The organism is Vibrio sp. V42_P2S4T144, assembly GCF_009904715.1.
In the GTDB taxonomy this organism is placed as follows: Bacteria; Pseudomonadota; Gammaproteobacteria; order Enterobacterales; family Vibrionaceae; genus Vibrio; species Vibrio alginolyticus.
In genome coordinates, this window is the sequence record NZ_WXWS01000637.1 from 1 (window position 1) to 14,759 (window position 14,759).

14 protein-coding genes are annotated in these 14,759 nt (G+C 46.2%); 10 read left to right on the plus strand and 4 right to left on the minus strand.

The window, feature by feature from the left end:
• The first annotated feature begins 250 nt into the window (after positions 1-250).
• Entirely contained in the window at positions 251-472 is a 222-nt protein-coding gene (locus CAG68_RS20650) for a hypothetical protein (protein WP_005386686.1), read from the plus strand.
• Between the two features lie 135 nt (positions 473-607).
• Here CAG68_RS20650 and CAG68_RS20655 read toward each other — a convergent pair whose 3' ends face one another.
• Positions 608-856 (minus strand): DUF1289 domain-containing protein, encoded by a 249-nt coding sequence (locus tag CAG68_RS20655; RefSeq protein WP_005378062.1) that lies wholly within the window; start codon positions 854-856, stop codon positions 608-610.
• 184 nt (positions 857-1,040) lie between these two features.
• Between CAG68_RS20655 and CAG68_RS20660 the strand changes: the two genes are divergently transcribed.
• From CAG68_RS20660 to CAG68_RS20700, 9 genes are all read left to right on the plus strand, one after another.
• Positions 1,041-1,487 (plus strand): META domain-containing protein, encoded by a 447-nt coding sequence (locus CAG68_RS20660; protein WP_054729959.1) that lies wholly within the window; start codon positions 1,041-1,043, stop codon positions 1,485-1,487.
• A gap of 435 nt (positions 1,488-1,922) precedes the next feature.
• On the plus strand, positions 1,923-3,083 hold the full coding sequence (locus tag CAG68_RS20665; RefSeq protein WP_005378079.1) for an ABC transporter substrate-binding protein: 1,161 nt from the start codon (positions 1,923-1,925) through the stop codon (positions 3,081-3,083).
• A 9-nt stretch (positions 3,084-3,092) separates the two neighbouring features.
• The gene (locus CAG68_RS20670) at positions 3,093-4,802 is read left to right on the plus strand and encodes an ABC transporter permease (protein ID WP_161441605.1); all 1,710 of its coding nucleotides are present in this window, start codon (positions 3,093-3,095) and stop codon (positions 4,800-4,802) included.
• Positions 4,768-5,415 carry an ATP-binding cassette domain-containing protein gene (locus CAG68_RS20675; protein WP_005378088.1) on the plus strand — a complete coding sequence of 216 codons (648 nt, stop codon included), beginning with the start codon at positions 4,768-4,770 and terminating at the stop codon, positions 5,413-5,415. The genes CAG68_RS20670 and CAG68_RS20675 overlap by 35 nt, the downstream gene beginning before the upstream one ends.
• Complete coding sequence (locus CAG68_RS20680) at positions 5,408-6,019, plus strand: CDP-alcohol phosphatidyltransferase family protein (RefSeq protein WP_033905112.1); 612 nt, start codon at positions 5,408-5,410, stop codon at positions 6,017-6,019. The genes CAG68_RS20675 and CAG68_RS20680 overlap by 8 nt, the downstream gene beginning before the upstream one ends.
• A 122-nt stretch (positions 6,020-6,141) precedes the next feature.
• On the plus strand, positions 6,142-6,621 hold the full coding sequence (locus CAG68_RS20685) for a glycine zipper 2TM domain-containing protein (protein WP_005386695.1): 480 nt from the start codon (positions 6,142-6,144) through the stop codon (positions 6,619-6,621).
• A gap of 202 nt (positions 6,622-6,823) precedes the next feature.
• Positions 6,824-8,353 (plus strand): nitric oxide reductase transcriptional regulator NorR, encoded by a 1,530-nt coding sequence (gene norR / locus CAG68_RS20690; protein WP_161441606.1) that lies wholly within the window; start codon positions 6,824-6,826, stop codon positions 8,351-8,353.
• A 174-nt stretch (positions 8,354-8,527) separates the two neighbouring features.
• Positions 8,528-10,189, plus strand: coding sequence for a hydroxylamine reductase (gene hcp / locus CAG68_RS20695; protein ID WP_161441607.1), 1,662 nt, complete (start codon positions 8,528-8,530; stop codon positions 10,187-10,189).
• 80 nt (positions 10,190-10,269) lie between these two features.
• On the plus strand, positions 10,270-11,325 hold the full coding sequence (locus CAG68_RS20700; RefSeq protein ID WP_161441608.1) for a hybrid-cluster NAD(P)-dependent oxidoreductase: 1,056 nt from the start codon (positions 10,270-10,272) through the stop codon (positions 11,323-11,325).
• A gap of 213 nt (positions 11,326-11,538) precedes the next feature.
• On the opposite strand, the gene CAG68_RS20705 is transcribed toward CAG68_RS20700, so the two are convergent.
• The 3 genes from CAG68_RS20705 to CAG68_RS20715 all read right to left on the minus strand — a co-directional run bounded on the left by CAG68_RS20705 (position 11,539) and on the right by CAG68_RS20715 (position 14,657).
• Complete coding sequence (locus CAG68_RS20705) at positions 11,539-12,480, minus strand: class I SAM-dependent methyltransferase (RefSeq protein ID WP_054574036.1); 942 nt, start codon at positions 12,478-12,480, stop codon at positions 11,539-11,541.
• Between the two features lie 31 nt (positions 12,481-12,511).
• A complete protein-coding gene (locus CAG68_RS20710; protein WP_054574035.1) occupies positions 12,512-13,204 on the minus strand; it encodes a TIGR01621 family pseudouridine synthase in 693 nt (230 codons plus the stop codon).
• 82 nt (positions 13,205-13,286) lie between these two features.
• A complete protein-coding gene (locus CAG68_RS20715; protein WP_042522154.1) occupies positions 13,287-14,657 on the minus strand; it encodes a sodium-dependent transporter in 1,371 nt (456 codons plus the stop codon).
• Positions 14,658-14,759 lie beyond the last annotated feature (102 nt).

A 14,759-nucleotide genomic window follows, 5' to 3' on the forward strand; every position in this document is an offset into this window, starting at 1 on the left:
CCTGTGTTGGGCTTCTATGTTTGATAAGGTCTTTTAAATATGCAGGTTCATCGGCTAAATTTCGCGAAACATTTTTAATCGCATAGTCAATGATTCTGAGAAAGATGTGAATGGCGTTACAAACACTGCTCTCAAACAATTTGTCTTTGGACTTCAAACGATGGTGATGTGCCTCCACGCGCACACTAATGAGCAGCGATCTGGACGTCAATGTGTTCAAACTGCTGCCATCGAGTTCTGGAGGTCAAAAATGAAACGAGCCAGCAATAGCTACAGACTCCAAATGATCAAAGAAGTAGTTACCCGTAGAGAGCGTGAAGCTTGTACGGATCCTATGGCGAGATACATTCATCAACTCATGGATGAACGCCCAACAAGTAAATTAGATGTTGAATTCAATCATCGATTTTCAGGAAATCACTTCGACGAACAAGCGGGAGGCTGGGTTAGCGACCGTTGGTCGATGAAATAACGCCAATTACCGCTTTATAGGGAAAATGGATAGGAGATTCCCGGTTCTTTAAGGACACCTTGCCGGACCGGGAATATGTAAAAGCCTAATCAGAACCGAAAGCGAAGGCGTAACCCCACAGACTGAACAAGAGTTCTAGAATAAGTCTTGTTGAGGCGATGACTCATCTTGAAGCTGTTCTGGCTTCGTCTTCCCTGCCAACATCTTTCTTCTGTACCTTTGACGACACAACTTAATAACGTGCAACTGCTGAGCGGGGGTTAAGTTAAGCCAATTAAACCTTTCCTCTCTCTTTCTCATACACCCCTTGCAATACCCTTTTTCATCGGAGGTACATACTCCAACACAAGGGCTTGGGACAGTAAAAAACTCCAGTTGCTCCATACTAAAACCGCTCTTTCCATATTAGGGCGTATTGGCCTAGTTTAAATAATGAGAAGATTAGTCAGCAACAAAACCTGCTATATACTTCGTTATGTCAAAAACATACGAAACCATAACCTTATGCTGACAAAAACAGTGTTTTATTACTTATACTTACCGCGTTTATAAAAACGGAGTCTATAAAATGAAGCTTAGCCTAAAAACGTTAGTTACAGCAATCTCTCTCCCTGTTCTTATGACTGCTTGTGCTAGCAACGGTGATAATGTGAAAGAAATAACGGCTCAAGATTTGCAGCACCACAACTGGGAACTTGTTCAAGTTGATGGCAAAAATATCGTTCTAGACGAACACCAAAAAGCGGCTCGCCTAGAAATCGGTGAAAATCTAACCGCAAACGGCAACGCAGGTTGTAACAACTTCTTCGGTCAAGCCGAGCTGAAAAACAACCAACTACGCATCGAAAAAATGGGCATGACCATGAAGATGTGTATGGAAGATCAAATGAAGGTCGAAAACGCAATGACACAAACACTATCTAACTGGAGCGATATCACGCTAACTAAAGATGGTCTTGTTCTGAAAAGTGCCGATCACGAATTGACGTTTACACTACGTGACTGGGTAAACTAATCCCAACTAAGTAAACCAGATAGTATCTTAAAGCAGCCAAACGGCTGCTTTTTTTATATCGATGAATCGTTAGTCATGCATGCTAAAGTCATTTAAATGGCCAACTTTCTTTCTCTTTTCGCCCTCAATTCCATGCTTTAGACATCAATTTTGCTCTGTAAAACAACCTATTCATATCTCTGGGGACAATAATTTTCAATTACTTGAAAGAATATCCTCAAACAAACGGTCCGCTCCTAAAATGACACCAAATTTGTCCTTTCTTCGTTTTGCTTCACATTGAGAGTAATTCTTTGAATCAATGAGTGATTCCGTTTGGGATTGGCATTGATAATAGAGAGAGATGAATTACTATCCTTGTAACAGAGCGGAACGACTTGCGAAAACGTCAATAGAAACGAAAGCAAGAACCAAAAGACATAACACGGAATAGATATGAAAAAGCTACTCAGCAGCATTGGCATTTTAGCCACGACTTTTGCGACACCTTCTTTTGCCGATTCATCAGTGAATAGCGAATGGCAAAAAATCGAACAGCAAGCCGACGGGCAATCCGTCTACTTTCATGCTTGGGGCGGGAGCCAAGAAATTAATCGCTACATACAGTGGGCGAGTAGAGAGCTAAAATCACGTTATAACGTGACGCTAAACCACGTTAAAGTAACTGATATTTCTGAGACCACTACTCGACTTATTGCAGAAAAAGCGGCAGGCAAAAACAGCGGTGGTAGTGTTGATATGGTTTGGATCAATGGCGAAAACTTCAAATCAATGAAGGATAACCAATTGCTATTTGGTCCTTTTGTCGAAGGTTTGCCAAGCTGGCAATATGTGGATAAATCTCTACCAATTGATGTGGACTTCTCCGAGCCAACAGAAGGTCTAGAAGCACCTTGGGGAGTAGGACAATTAGTGTTTATCCATGACGAGCAAACCCTCCATAACCCTCCAAAATCATTCTCAGAAATGCTGAGCTATGCAAAAGCGTTCCCGAATCGCCTGACTTACCCTCGACCACCAGAGTTTCATGGCACAAGCTTTATCAAAGCATTACTCATTGAACTGTCTAACAACGCCCCTGAGCTGCAACAACCAGTTACCGATGACACGTTTGAACAAGTCACTCAACCGCTGTGGTCTTATCTAGATGAGTTCCATAAAGTCGCTTGGCGCGGTGGTAAGCAGTTTCCAGGCGGTACAGCAGAAACCCTTCAGCTACTAGATGATGGTCAGACTGACCTGGCGATTACCTTTAACCCGAACGCGGTTTTCTCTGCGCAGTCGAGCGGTAATCTTGCAGAGAGCACCAAAGCGTACGCAATGGACGCAGGAGCACTCTCAAATATCCACTTTTTAGCGATTCCTTGGAACGCAAATGCCAGTGCTGGTGCACAAGTTGCGATAAACTTTTTATTGAGCCCTGAAGCACAGTCTCGCAAAGGTAACCTAAACATCTGGGGCGACCCTTCGGTACTAAGCAACCAATACCTAACTGGTTCGGCCAAAAACACTCAACAATTCAAATCTATCGCTGAGCCACATCCAAGTTGGCAAGCGGCGTTGGAAAAAGAATGGTTGAAACGCTACGGGAATTAGTAAGAATCCATGTTAAGAGCGCTGTATTTAGTCATTATCGCAGTTTGTATTTTGCCTACCATTCCGGGACTACTTGGAGTGGTGGTCTCTGCGCTCGGTTATGTACCTCCTATCGGTCTACACCACTTTTCTTTTGATGGCTTCAATGCCGTCTTTGATTGGGAAGGTGTTTGGACATCCATCGGGCTTACTTTCTACTCCGCCATTTTCAGTAGCTACTTGGCTTGCTTCATCGCATTTGCAATTCTACAAGCCTCTTGGGGCAGTAAGTTTTGGCGAAAAATTGAAGTTAGCCTTTCCCCACTTCTCGCGATGCCGCACGTCGCGTTTGCGATTGGCTTTGCGTTCTTGTTTGCCCCAACTGGTATGGGCGTTAGGGTTCTCAACCAACTGTTTGGTTACGACCCGAATGCACAAACGGTGAATGACTTAGTATTGCTGATTAAAGATCCGCACGCACTCGGTTTGATCATCATGCTTGCGATTAAAGAAGTGCCGTTTTTATTGTTGATGAGTATTCCAATTCTTCAGCAATTGAAAGTCGATAAGGTTGAAAAAGTCAGTCATTCGATGGGCTACAGTTCGGCGCAAGCGTGGTGGAAATGCGTGTTCCCACAGTGGATAGCAAAACTGCGCTTTCCAATGCTGGCGGTATTGGCTTACAGTTTGTCCGTTGTCGATGTCGCCCTGATTATTGGCCCCACCAACCCGCCGACGTTTGCGGTTTTGGTATGGCAATGGTTTAACGATCCAGATTTATCGCTCCTACCAAGAGCGGCCGCTGGCGCAGTAATACTGTTTGCGATCGCAAGCCTTTTGATTGGATTTGCACGCTTAATGGAATGGTGTATTACCAAAGGCTTCAAACGCTGGCAGTACTCTGGTCGAAACGGGTTTCGTTTACCCGGTAAAACCCTATTTTCACTGATTGCTCTACTTGCACTTCTAATGATTCCACTCATGGTGCTGTGGAGCTTTGCCCAACGTTGGCGCTTTCCAGATTTGCTCCCAAGCCGTTACAGCCTGCGTTTTTGGGAATACGAATGGCACAGTATTCTAGGGACTCTAGAACAAAGTATGTCAATCGCCCTAATCAGCGCGACTGTCGCGCTAGTTCTTGCTTTAATAGCACATGAGTATCGTCTCCGTTATCGCTGGCAGGTGCCCGGTTACATCATCGCCATCCCGATGCTGATTCCTCAATTATCGGTGCTATTCGGTATGCAAGTGGTAACACTGTACTTAAACAGTAACGCGTATTTCTTTTGGGTATGCTGGGCGCATGTATTCTTTGCGTTCCCATTTATTTACCTCTCGCTAGACGGTCCGTGGCGCAGCTTCGACAATGGGTTAACTCGTGTCGCACTCAGCTTGGGTAAATCGCCGATGCAAGCTTGGTTAAAAGTGAAACTACCAATCCTCCTGCCTGCGATTGCATTCGCATGGGCTATCGGTATTAGCGTAAGTCTGGCGCAATACCTACCGACATTGGTGCTAGGGGCTGGGCGCATTAGCACCATCACAACCGAAGCCGTTGCACTATCCAGTGGTTTTGACCGACGTGTCACCGCTATTTACGCCATTTGGCAAGCTCTGCTGCCATTCTTGTTCTTCTCTTTTGCGATACTGCTTAGCCACTTGCACAGAAAGTATCGCCGCTTGTCTATAAAAGGTTTACTACTGAATGAGTCTTTGTCTCGAAAACCTCGCCATCCGTAAAACCAATGGCGACGCGCTTTTCTCGGCGTTCAATATGACCGTAGAAAAAGGTGAAATCGTTACCCTGATGGGGCCTAGCGGTTGTGGTAAATCCACTTTGTTGGATGCCATTGCCGGGCACCTATCCGCCGAGTTCAACTACTCTGGATCCATTACGCTTGATAACGAAAAGTTGGATGCCCTCCCTGCCCATAAGCGTCAGGTCGGTATTCTATTCCAAGACGATTTGCTCTTCCCTCATTTAACGGTGTGGGAGAACCTTGCCTTCGCGCTACCAAACTCAATCAAAGGTGAAGAGCGTAAAGCTCACGCTATGCAAGCACTGAAGAACATTTCATTGACCAAACTAGCAGAGTCCTTTCCTGACCAAATTTCGGGAGGGCAACGTGCCCGTATCTCATTGACTCGTATGCTGCTAGCAAAGCCGAAAGTTGCGCTACTTGATGAGCCCTATAGCAAGCTGGATAAAGACCTGCGCGTGCAATTTCGCAATTGGGTGGTCGAACAATTGCAGCAAGCGAACATCCCTACTTTGATGGTAACGCACGATGAAGACGATATTCCTGATGGCAGCCGCTGCCTAAACTGGCCGTGGGAGACAAATCATGCTTGATAGCCTGAGTATAAAGCTCATCCGCAAACCGCTGGCACTCAGTGCGACATATCTCGATAAATGTGGTATCACTGCAAATCAGACGACAGTGTTTGGTTTTGTACTTGGCTGTTTTGCCCTGCCTGCTTTGATCGCCGAACAGTACTTGTTGGCGTTGCTGTTTATTTTGCTGAACAGAATCTGTGATGGGTTAGACGGTGCACTGGCAAGGATTCAGGGCATTACCGATGCGGGTGGTTTTCTTGATATCAGCTTAGATTTTTTGTTCTATTCGTTGATTCCTTTTGGCTTTGTGCTTGCCAACCCAGAGCACAATGCCGTTGCAGGCGCATTTTTGATTTTTTCCTTCATCGGCACTGGTAGTAGCTTTTTGGCTTTTGCCATCATGGCAGGAAAACAAGGCATCGATAATCCGGTATATAAAAACAAATCGCTTTACTACATGAGCGGCTTAACCGAAGGTACAGAAACCATTGGCTGCTTGGTTTTATTTTGTTTGCTACCGCAACACTTTGCCGTCATCGCGTATATCTTTGGCGCGGCATGCTGGTTTACTACTTTTACACGCATTTATTCAGGGTTTCATACGCTTAACGATCATTAATACTGCTTAGACAATCGCGTTTCCTTAAGGGACAAGCCGCTAAGCCACTGTTTTATAAAGCACCAAAACGCAGGTTAAATGGGGTATATACTCTTTGAATGAAGAAACCATTCGGAGGCTATATGAAAAAACAGATTAATTTAGGCATGTTGCTCACCATTACTTGTGCGCTCGTGCTTGGCGGCTGTAGCTCACCTAACCCGTACGGAGATGCATACGGCTCATCCGACACTCGCAAAGTTCAGCAGGTTTACTACGGCACAGTAGAAAAAGTAGAACCCGTAACCATTGATGCCTCTACCCAATCCAATGCCATTGGCACCATCGCTGGTGCTGCCGTGGGCGGGATCTTAGGCTCAAAAGTTGGGGGCGGTTCTGGCTCGGATATCGCTGCCATTGGTGGTGGTCTATTGGGTGGCTATGCAGGCAGCAAAGCGGCTGAAGCAACCGCGAAAAGAAATGGCGTGAATCTGACCATTCGTTTAGAGGACGGAAAGATTATCTCTATTGTTCAAGAAGCAAATCCAAACATGATTTTCCAACCAGGCCAAGCGGTCCAAATCAATGTTTCTGGTAATGACGCTAGAGTCGTTCCTCGTTAATTCGGACGAACCAAACCTTTGGCCTGCTTTAATTCAAACACCTAACCCGCGCAAGCTTACATCACTGGCTTGTTAACTTGCGCGTTTCTTTTCGTATCAAACTTGATCGTCGTCAATGGAACATCAATCTCCCACACCTTTCGATGTTCAAATGACATCAAGTTGCTAGCATGAGCCCATTCCAGATAACTTTGGGCTTGTTATGACTCCGACTGTTGACCACGTACTCCTTAATATCGCGCTAAACCTCAGCTCAAATCGCTCTCACGAGCAGCAATATCAAAATCTCATTGATGGGGTCGCGCAAGTATTCCCATGTGATGCGAGCTGCCTGTTTATCTTCGATGAGGATGGTTTTCTAACTCCTGTCGCGGTAAAAGGCTTATCCAGCTCGGTCTTAGGTCGTCGCTATTTCCCCAAGGCGCACCCTCGCTTAGATGCCATTATTCATAGCCGTGAACCGGTGCGTTTCGATGCCGATTGTTCACTGCCGGATCCTTTCGACGGCACACTATTAACTGAAGACCAATGTATTGATGTTCACGATTGCATGGGCTTTAGCTTGTATGTCGAAGGCCAACTTGTTGGCGCACTAACGATGGATGCACTAACGGTGGGCGCGTTTGATGGCATCGATCCTGTCGCTATCGAAACCTTTGCGGCTTTGACCGCTGCGACATTGCGTAACATTGCTCAGTTAAAAGCGCTCAAAGCGCAAAACCAGAAGCAAAAAAGCGTCACTCAAACCCTTATCCAGCAAGCCCGTTCTCAACATGGCGAAATGGTGGGTTTGAGTCCACAGATCAACCAGTTACGAAACAACATTGCGACTGTTGCTCAATCAGATTACGCAGTACTTATCACAGGAGAGACCGGTACTGGTAAAGAACTGGTCGCGCACTCGGTACACGCGCAATCTCATCGTAGCGATAAGCCGATGATTTACGTCAACTGTGCGGCCCTGCCTGAAGGTCTGGCTGAGAGTGAACTGTTTGGCCATGTCAAAGGCGCATTTACAGGTGCTAATAGCCACCGTGCCGGTAAGTTTGAACTGGCAGACGGTGGAACGATTTTCCTTGATGAAGTGGGCGAACTGCCTATGATTTTGCAAGCAAAATTGCTGCGCGTAATTCAGCAAGGCGAGCTGCAACGTGTGGGTAGCGATCAGCATTTGATGGTCAATGTGCGCATCATCGCCGCGACCAATCGACAATTAGAAAAAGAGGTCGAAGCTGGCACGTTTCGAGCAGACCTTTTCCACCGTTTAAACGTGTTCCCAATCCAAGTCCCCCCACTGCGTGCCCGTGACGGGGATATGCCCGTTTTAGCAGGATACCTGTTAGAAAAAGTACGCCAACAATTTAATGCGCCCAACCTGCACGTTCACCCTAAGGTGTTGGCTCAACTGGAGTCTTCACCTTGGTACGGAAACGTACGCGAGCTCGAACATACGTTAACTCGCGCGGCTTTACACGCCATTCAACAAGGCGCAAGCACGATCATGCTTAACCATTTCGACACCTCATTGGCTCTCGATGATGTAAAAAACACATCGCATTATTTACCCAAAGAAAGCCAGCCAATGCGAGAGCTAATAGAAAGCTATCAACGTGATTTAATTGAACATGCTTTGAGCCAAACTGGTGGCGTTTGGGCAAAAGCAGCGGAGTTTTTACAAATGGATCGCGGGAACTTATATCGGATGGGTAAAAAGCTCGGGATCAATAAATAACCGACCACAAGAAGCTGATGTAATTAAGACATCATTTACGTTGTCTTAATTACATCACTCGCCCTATCAAAAACAAATAACATCATTAAAAATCAACAAGATAATAATTGGCACGCATTCTGCTCTCTAGTGGTCAACATCACGACTATTAAAACAATCACTGGAGAACCCAATATGTTCTGTATTCAATGTGAACAGACAATTCAAACCCCTGCTGTTAAAGGTTGTTCTTTTGCACAAGGTATGTGTGGTAAAACTTCTGAAGTATCTGACCTGCAAGACGTGTTGGTTTACACACTGCAAGGGGTTTCTTTTTGGGCATCAAAAGCACTTGAATTCAACATCATTAACGATGAAATCAACCAATGGGCACCCAAGGCATTTTTCTCTACATTGACGAACGTTAACTTCGACCCTGAACGCATCCTAGAGTTAACTTCTCAAGCCGCAACGTACAAAGCATTGTTAAAAGAGCAAGTAATGTCTGCTGCGACTTTGTCAAACACCAACCTTACTGACATTCCTGCCGTTGCCAACTTCGAGCTACCAAACAGCGCAGAAGCGACCTTAACTTTTGCTCCTCAAGTCGCGGTGAACCGTGGTAAGGACCAAGTACATGAAGATGTTATTGGCCTACGCCTACTTTGCCTATACGGACTTAAAGGTGCAGCCGCGTACATGGAGCACGCACGTGTTCTTGAGCAAACCAACAACGATATCTATGCCGAATACCATGAAATCATGGCGTGGTTGGGCACAGACCCTGAAGATCTCGGCGAACTACTTGATTGCTCAATGCGCATCGGCCTGATGAACTACAAAGTGATGGAAATGCTCGACCAAGGTGAAACAACGACCTTCGGCCATCCAGAACCAACCACGGTGAACGTCAAGCCAGTAAAAGGTAAATGTATTCTTGTTTCTGGCCATGATTTGCATGACCTAGAAAAAATCCTGCAACAGACCGAAGGCAAAGGCATTAACGTTTACACCAATGGTGAAATGCTGCCTGCACACGGCTACCCTGAGCTGAAGAAATATCCTCATCTTGTCGGCAACTACGGCAGCGCATGGCAAAACCAACAGAAAGAATTCGCAAACTTCCCTGGCGCAATCGTAATGACGTCAAACTGCTTGTTGAATCCAAATGTGGGTCAATACGCAGACCGTTTATTCACTCGTAGTATTGTTGGCTGGCCTGGTGTGGCTCACATCGAAGGCGATGATTTTAGCCAAGTGATTGAATGTGCTCTAGCGCAAGATGGTTTCCAACACGATGAAATCGAACACCACATCACGGTTGGTTTTGGTCGAAATGCACTGATGAACGCCGCCCCTGCGGTTATCTACCAAGTGAAGCAAGGCAACATCAAGCACTTCTTCCTAGTCGGCGGTTGTGACGGCGATAAAGCGGAACGTAGCTACTACACCGATTTTACGGCTGAAGCACCAGAAGACACGCTAATCCTGACCTTGGCGTGTGGTAAGTTCCGCTTCAACAAGAATACGTTTGGCGATATCAACGGCATTCCTCGCCTATTGGATGTGGGCCAATGTAACGATGCTTACTCTGCAATCCAGCTTGCACTTGCACTGGCGAAAGAGTTTGACTGTGACATCAATGAACTGCCACTCACGCTTGTGCTTTCTTGGTTCGAGCAAAAAGCGATCGTTATCTTGCTAACGCTATTTGCATTGGGCGTGAAAGGCATTTACACAGGCCCCACTGCACCGGCATTCCTAACGCCAAACCTAATCGCCATCATCCAAGAGAAGTTCGATATGCGCAGTATTGGCAATGTTCAGGATGATCTAAAAGCCATCCTAGCAGCCTAATAAACCTGCTTGTTCGCGCCTCCTTACGTGGAGGCGCTATCTATTTCGAACTAAAAATAGCCACAACCAAAGAGATTGTTATGTTTTTTGAATGGCAAGGTAACCAACCCGTCACACTCCGTTGCATCGACAAATACTTCGAAACACACGACACCGTCAGCATAAAATTGGCCGAACTAACCGAATCACTTCTGTTTCAGTTTAAGCCAGGCCAGTTTATTAACTTAGGCGTCGAAATTGATGGAAAAATGGAGTTTCGTGCCTATTCAATCAGCTCAATCAATGAAGACGATCACCTTCAACTCACCATCAAACGAGTATCTGGCGGTAAAGTATCGAACTACATCGTTGACTCGCTGCTGCTCGGTGATACCGTTCAAGCATTACCACCAGCGGGCGAGTTTAACTGCATTGACCACCCACCCGTTTTACGTAATGGCGAAACAAAAGCCTTGCTTATCAGTGCAGGTTGCGGCGTCACGCCCGTATTTTCGATGGCAAAACACTGGCTGAGTAATCAAGATGAAAACGACAACGATGTGGACATCGCATTTCTTCATATTGCACGCAGCCCAGAAGAGACGATTTACTACGACCAGCTAGAAACGTTCGACGCTGTGTATCCCAACTTCCATTTAAAGCTGTTGCTGAAAAACCGAGAAGGAACATCGCACCCACAAGGTCGTTTGAATGCCGACTGGCTTAAAGAGCTTGTTCCTGATTTCAAACAGCGCACCGTTTACCTGTGTGGTCCAAGCCAGTTTATGCAAGATGTTCGCGGCTATTTGAATGACCTTGGTTTTGACATGATGAACTTCTACCAAGAGAGTTTTACGCCAGCGACTGGCGCAGAAACATCGGTCTCCGATGAGACGGTTAACATTTTTGTTCCTGATTTTGCTCAAACCATTGATGCGCAAAAAGGTCAGGTACTGGCCGATGCGCTCGAAGGCGCAGGTTTACCATTAATCGTCGCTTGTCGAAGCGGGATTTGTGGCTCGTGTAAATGCAAGGTTCGTAAAGGCAACGTCTCTTCCACCAGCCTAGAAACATTGACGCAAGAAGAAATTGAACAAGGCTATGTGCTCGCCTGCTCATCAACCATCGAAGCGGATCTTGAAGTGCAGATCGGTTAATGCTGCTGGTATCGATCTTTTATTGTTTCCCGTCATTGCGACGAGCCTAGGCGAGGTCAGGAATCTAATATCAGCGTGTTAGGAATAACTCACTCTGATAATAGACTCTGAATCACACTCGCGTCTCGCTATTCAGATTGACGGGGTATCGCGGAGATGCCAGCCGTACTCAAACGGCTGGTATTATAGATAGGTACAACTTTCGTTTCGTCGTCATTGCTTCTCGCTAAACAGCAACACTTTCAATGCTGCTTCGCTGTCTACGTCCATAAACTCTGGTGGGTTATCCAGACGCTCACGGAATGTCAACTCTGGCGCTTCTTCTTTCATGCTTTCAATCAAGAAGTCGCTTGTCACAGATGGTGAGTTCACACATGCCATCACTTGACCGCCTTCTGCCAACAAATCCGGCAATCGACGTAGAATCTTTTTGTAGTCTTTAGTCAGCGCAAAGCTGCCTTTCTGGAATGAAGGCGGATCGATAATGATCAAATCATACTGACCAGATTTCTTAATCTTACCCCAAGATTTAAAGATATCGTGTCCCATAAAGCTTACCTGGTTGATGTTATGACCATTTAGCTTGTGGTTCTCACGACCTTTAGACAGCGACGCTTTCGCCATGTCGACGTTAACCACTTTATCTGCGCCACCTGCAATGGCAGCGACAGAAAAGCCACACGTGTAAGCAAACAAGTTAAGCACGTTTTTATGCTTCGCATTTTCCCGTACCCAATCACGACCGTAGCGCATGTCCAAAAACAGACCGAAGTTTTGGTTGCGGCCAATATCCAATTGGTATTTCAAACCGCTTTCTTCAACGACAGGGCGAGCGTCTAATTCACCGACAAGCACTTCTGAAGGCGCACCATCGGCATAACGGTGCTGAAGAACCATAGTACGACCTTGCTTGTCTGCCCACAGTGGTGATAGTGCCAACGCATTGAGGCCGCTTTTCAGCTCAGCGAGAAACGCGTCGTCGACTTCTTTAAACAAGTTGATGATCAACTGACCTTGTAACCAATCACAGGTAATTTGCTCTAAGCCCTCAAAACGACGGCCACGACCATGAAACAGTCGACGAATTTCGTTCGGAGCTTGCGCGAGCTCGGTTTCTAGATGCTGAAAAAACAGCGGAAGTTGTGATGCTTGCATCGAGTTCTCTTATTAGTTTTCTTTGTGACGGTTATTTGATCGTAGGCCAGTTCAGTTCCCAAGGGGAAAGCCAAGTATCCAAACCCTGAGAGACGATTTCACTGTGCCATTTGTTACCCAGCACTTGGTATTCTCGTGGGTCGCAAACAAAGCGATATTGCTCATCTCGGTATTGGAAGCAAAGTGAAAATGCATGCAGATAACCGCGATCAGCCTCATTGCCTGCATTGTAAATCGGGTCGCCAACAATACCTGAGCCAACCGATTTTAATGCCACGCGGATTTGATGCGTTTTACCAGTGTGTGGCTTACATAAAAATAGGCGCTCTCCGGGCTCTGCCGCAAGAGAGAAAAACTGGGTGACGGCTGGGTTATTTTTGCTGTTGACCAGCTTCCATGATGAACGGCGCGAACGCTCCATATCACCAACGACCAAACCTTGTTTCTTTTTCGGCTTTTTAGAGCCAATCGCCAGATAGAACTTTTCCACTTGGCGGTCAGCAAAAGCTTGCGATAACGCACTGGCCGCTTTGGCGTTGCGTCCGAGGAGCAGAATACCCGATGTCATTTTATCCAAGCGATGGATAAGATAGAGCTGCTGATCACCACTCTGCTTAGCCACTTCTTGCAGCAGCATTGTGTCGCCATCGTCTTTATGAACAGAGACGTTGGGATGCTTATTGATGATCAGAAAATCGGGATGGGTATGTAGAATATCGAACATAAAAAACTGGCTCCACGTTTGGAGCCAGCAGTATACATAAGTTATCGGACAAAGCTATCGAGGCTTGCCCCCAAGGTATTTGCTAAAGCTTCTTCGAGAAAATGCCAGCAAGACCAATGATTGCGATACCCAGCAGCATGATTTCACCTTTGCCACTATCAAAGCCAGACTTAATCCCCATGAAGGCAACAATAGCAATCGCAACAGGAATCAGGTATTTAACTAGGTTGTACCACAATCCAAATAGCGGGAAGGATACTTCGCCGTCATTAGTGATCTCTTTTTCTAGCTCAGCACGGCTTAGGCGCCATCCTGCAAAGATACAAACCAACATACCACCAACCGCTAAGAAGATTTTGTCCGTTAGCAAGTCGAAGATATCAAAGGCACCGGTACCAAACAGCGTTGGTCCCATTCCACCTAACGATAGTGACGCAAAAATACATAATGCCGCCATAACTGCACTTGCAGACAGAACTGCGTTAGAGCGCTTCATGCCTTTCTCGTCAATTAGGTAAGACACGACAACTTCCAATAGTGATACTGAAGAAGTTAATGCCGCCACCGTCAAACCGATGAAAAATAACAACGCGAATAGCAACCCAATCACACCGCCCATTTCAGCAAATAGCTGAGGAACGACAACGAATACAAGACCAGGGCCTGCCGCAGGCTCCATGCCAAAGGCAAACATTGCTGGGAACATAGCAACACCAGCAAGAATCGCGACACCAGTATCCATCGCTGTAACCATACCGGTTGTTTGAACTAGGTTCTCTTTCTTCTTCAGGTAAGAACCGTACGTCATCATACAACCCATACCTAAGCTAAGTGAGAAGAACGCTTGTCCTAGTGCAGCAAGAACCACGTTGCTGTCGACTTTAGAAAAGTCCGGCATGAATAAGAACTCAAGGCCAGCCATTGCACCTGGCAGCATCAAGCCTTTAACAGAAACAACGATTAGGATTAAGAACAGAAGCGGCATCAGAACCTTACCGGCTTTCTCAATACCACCCGAAATCCCTTTCATCACAATCATGACGTTAAGGAACAGGTAAACACCCATCCACATTAAAGGTTGAATCGGATCTGAGATGAAACCGCCAAAGCTGTCGCCAATTGCTTCTGGCGCGCTGAGTAGACCACCACCCACTTTAAAGATGTAGGCCAATGCCCAACCACCAACCACAGGGTAGAAGCCCATGATCAAAAGACCACTGAAGACTCCCATAACGCCAGTAAACGTCCAGCGTCGGTCAGTTGTTTTGAATGCACCTACGGCAGAAAGACCTGTCTTACGACCAATAGCGAACTCTGTCAGCATCACGCTAAAGCCGATAAAAATTACAAAGATAAGATAGATAGCAACGAATGCACCGCCGCCACTCTCACCTGCTGTGTAAGGGAATTTCCATATATTGCCTAAACCGACAGCGGAACCCGCTGCTGCCATTACGAAGCCTAGTTTAGACCCCCACGTATCACGTGGTGCTGCTGTATTAGTTGTAGCCACGCTTTTTCTCCAAAATTAGTTTGTTGTGTATGCATAGAGATA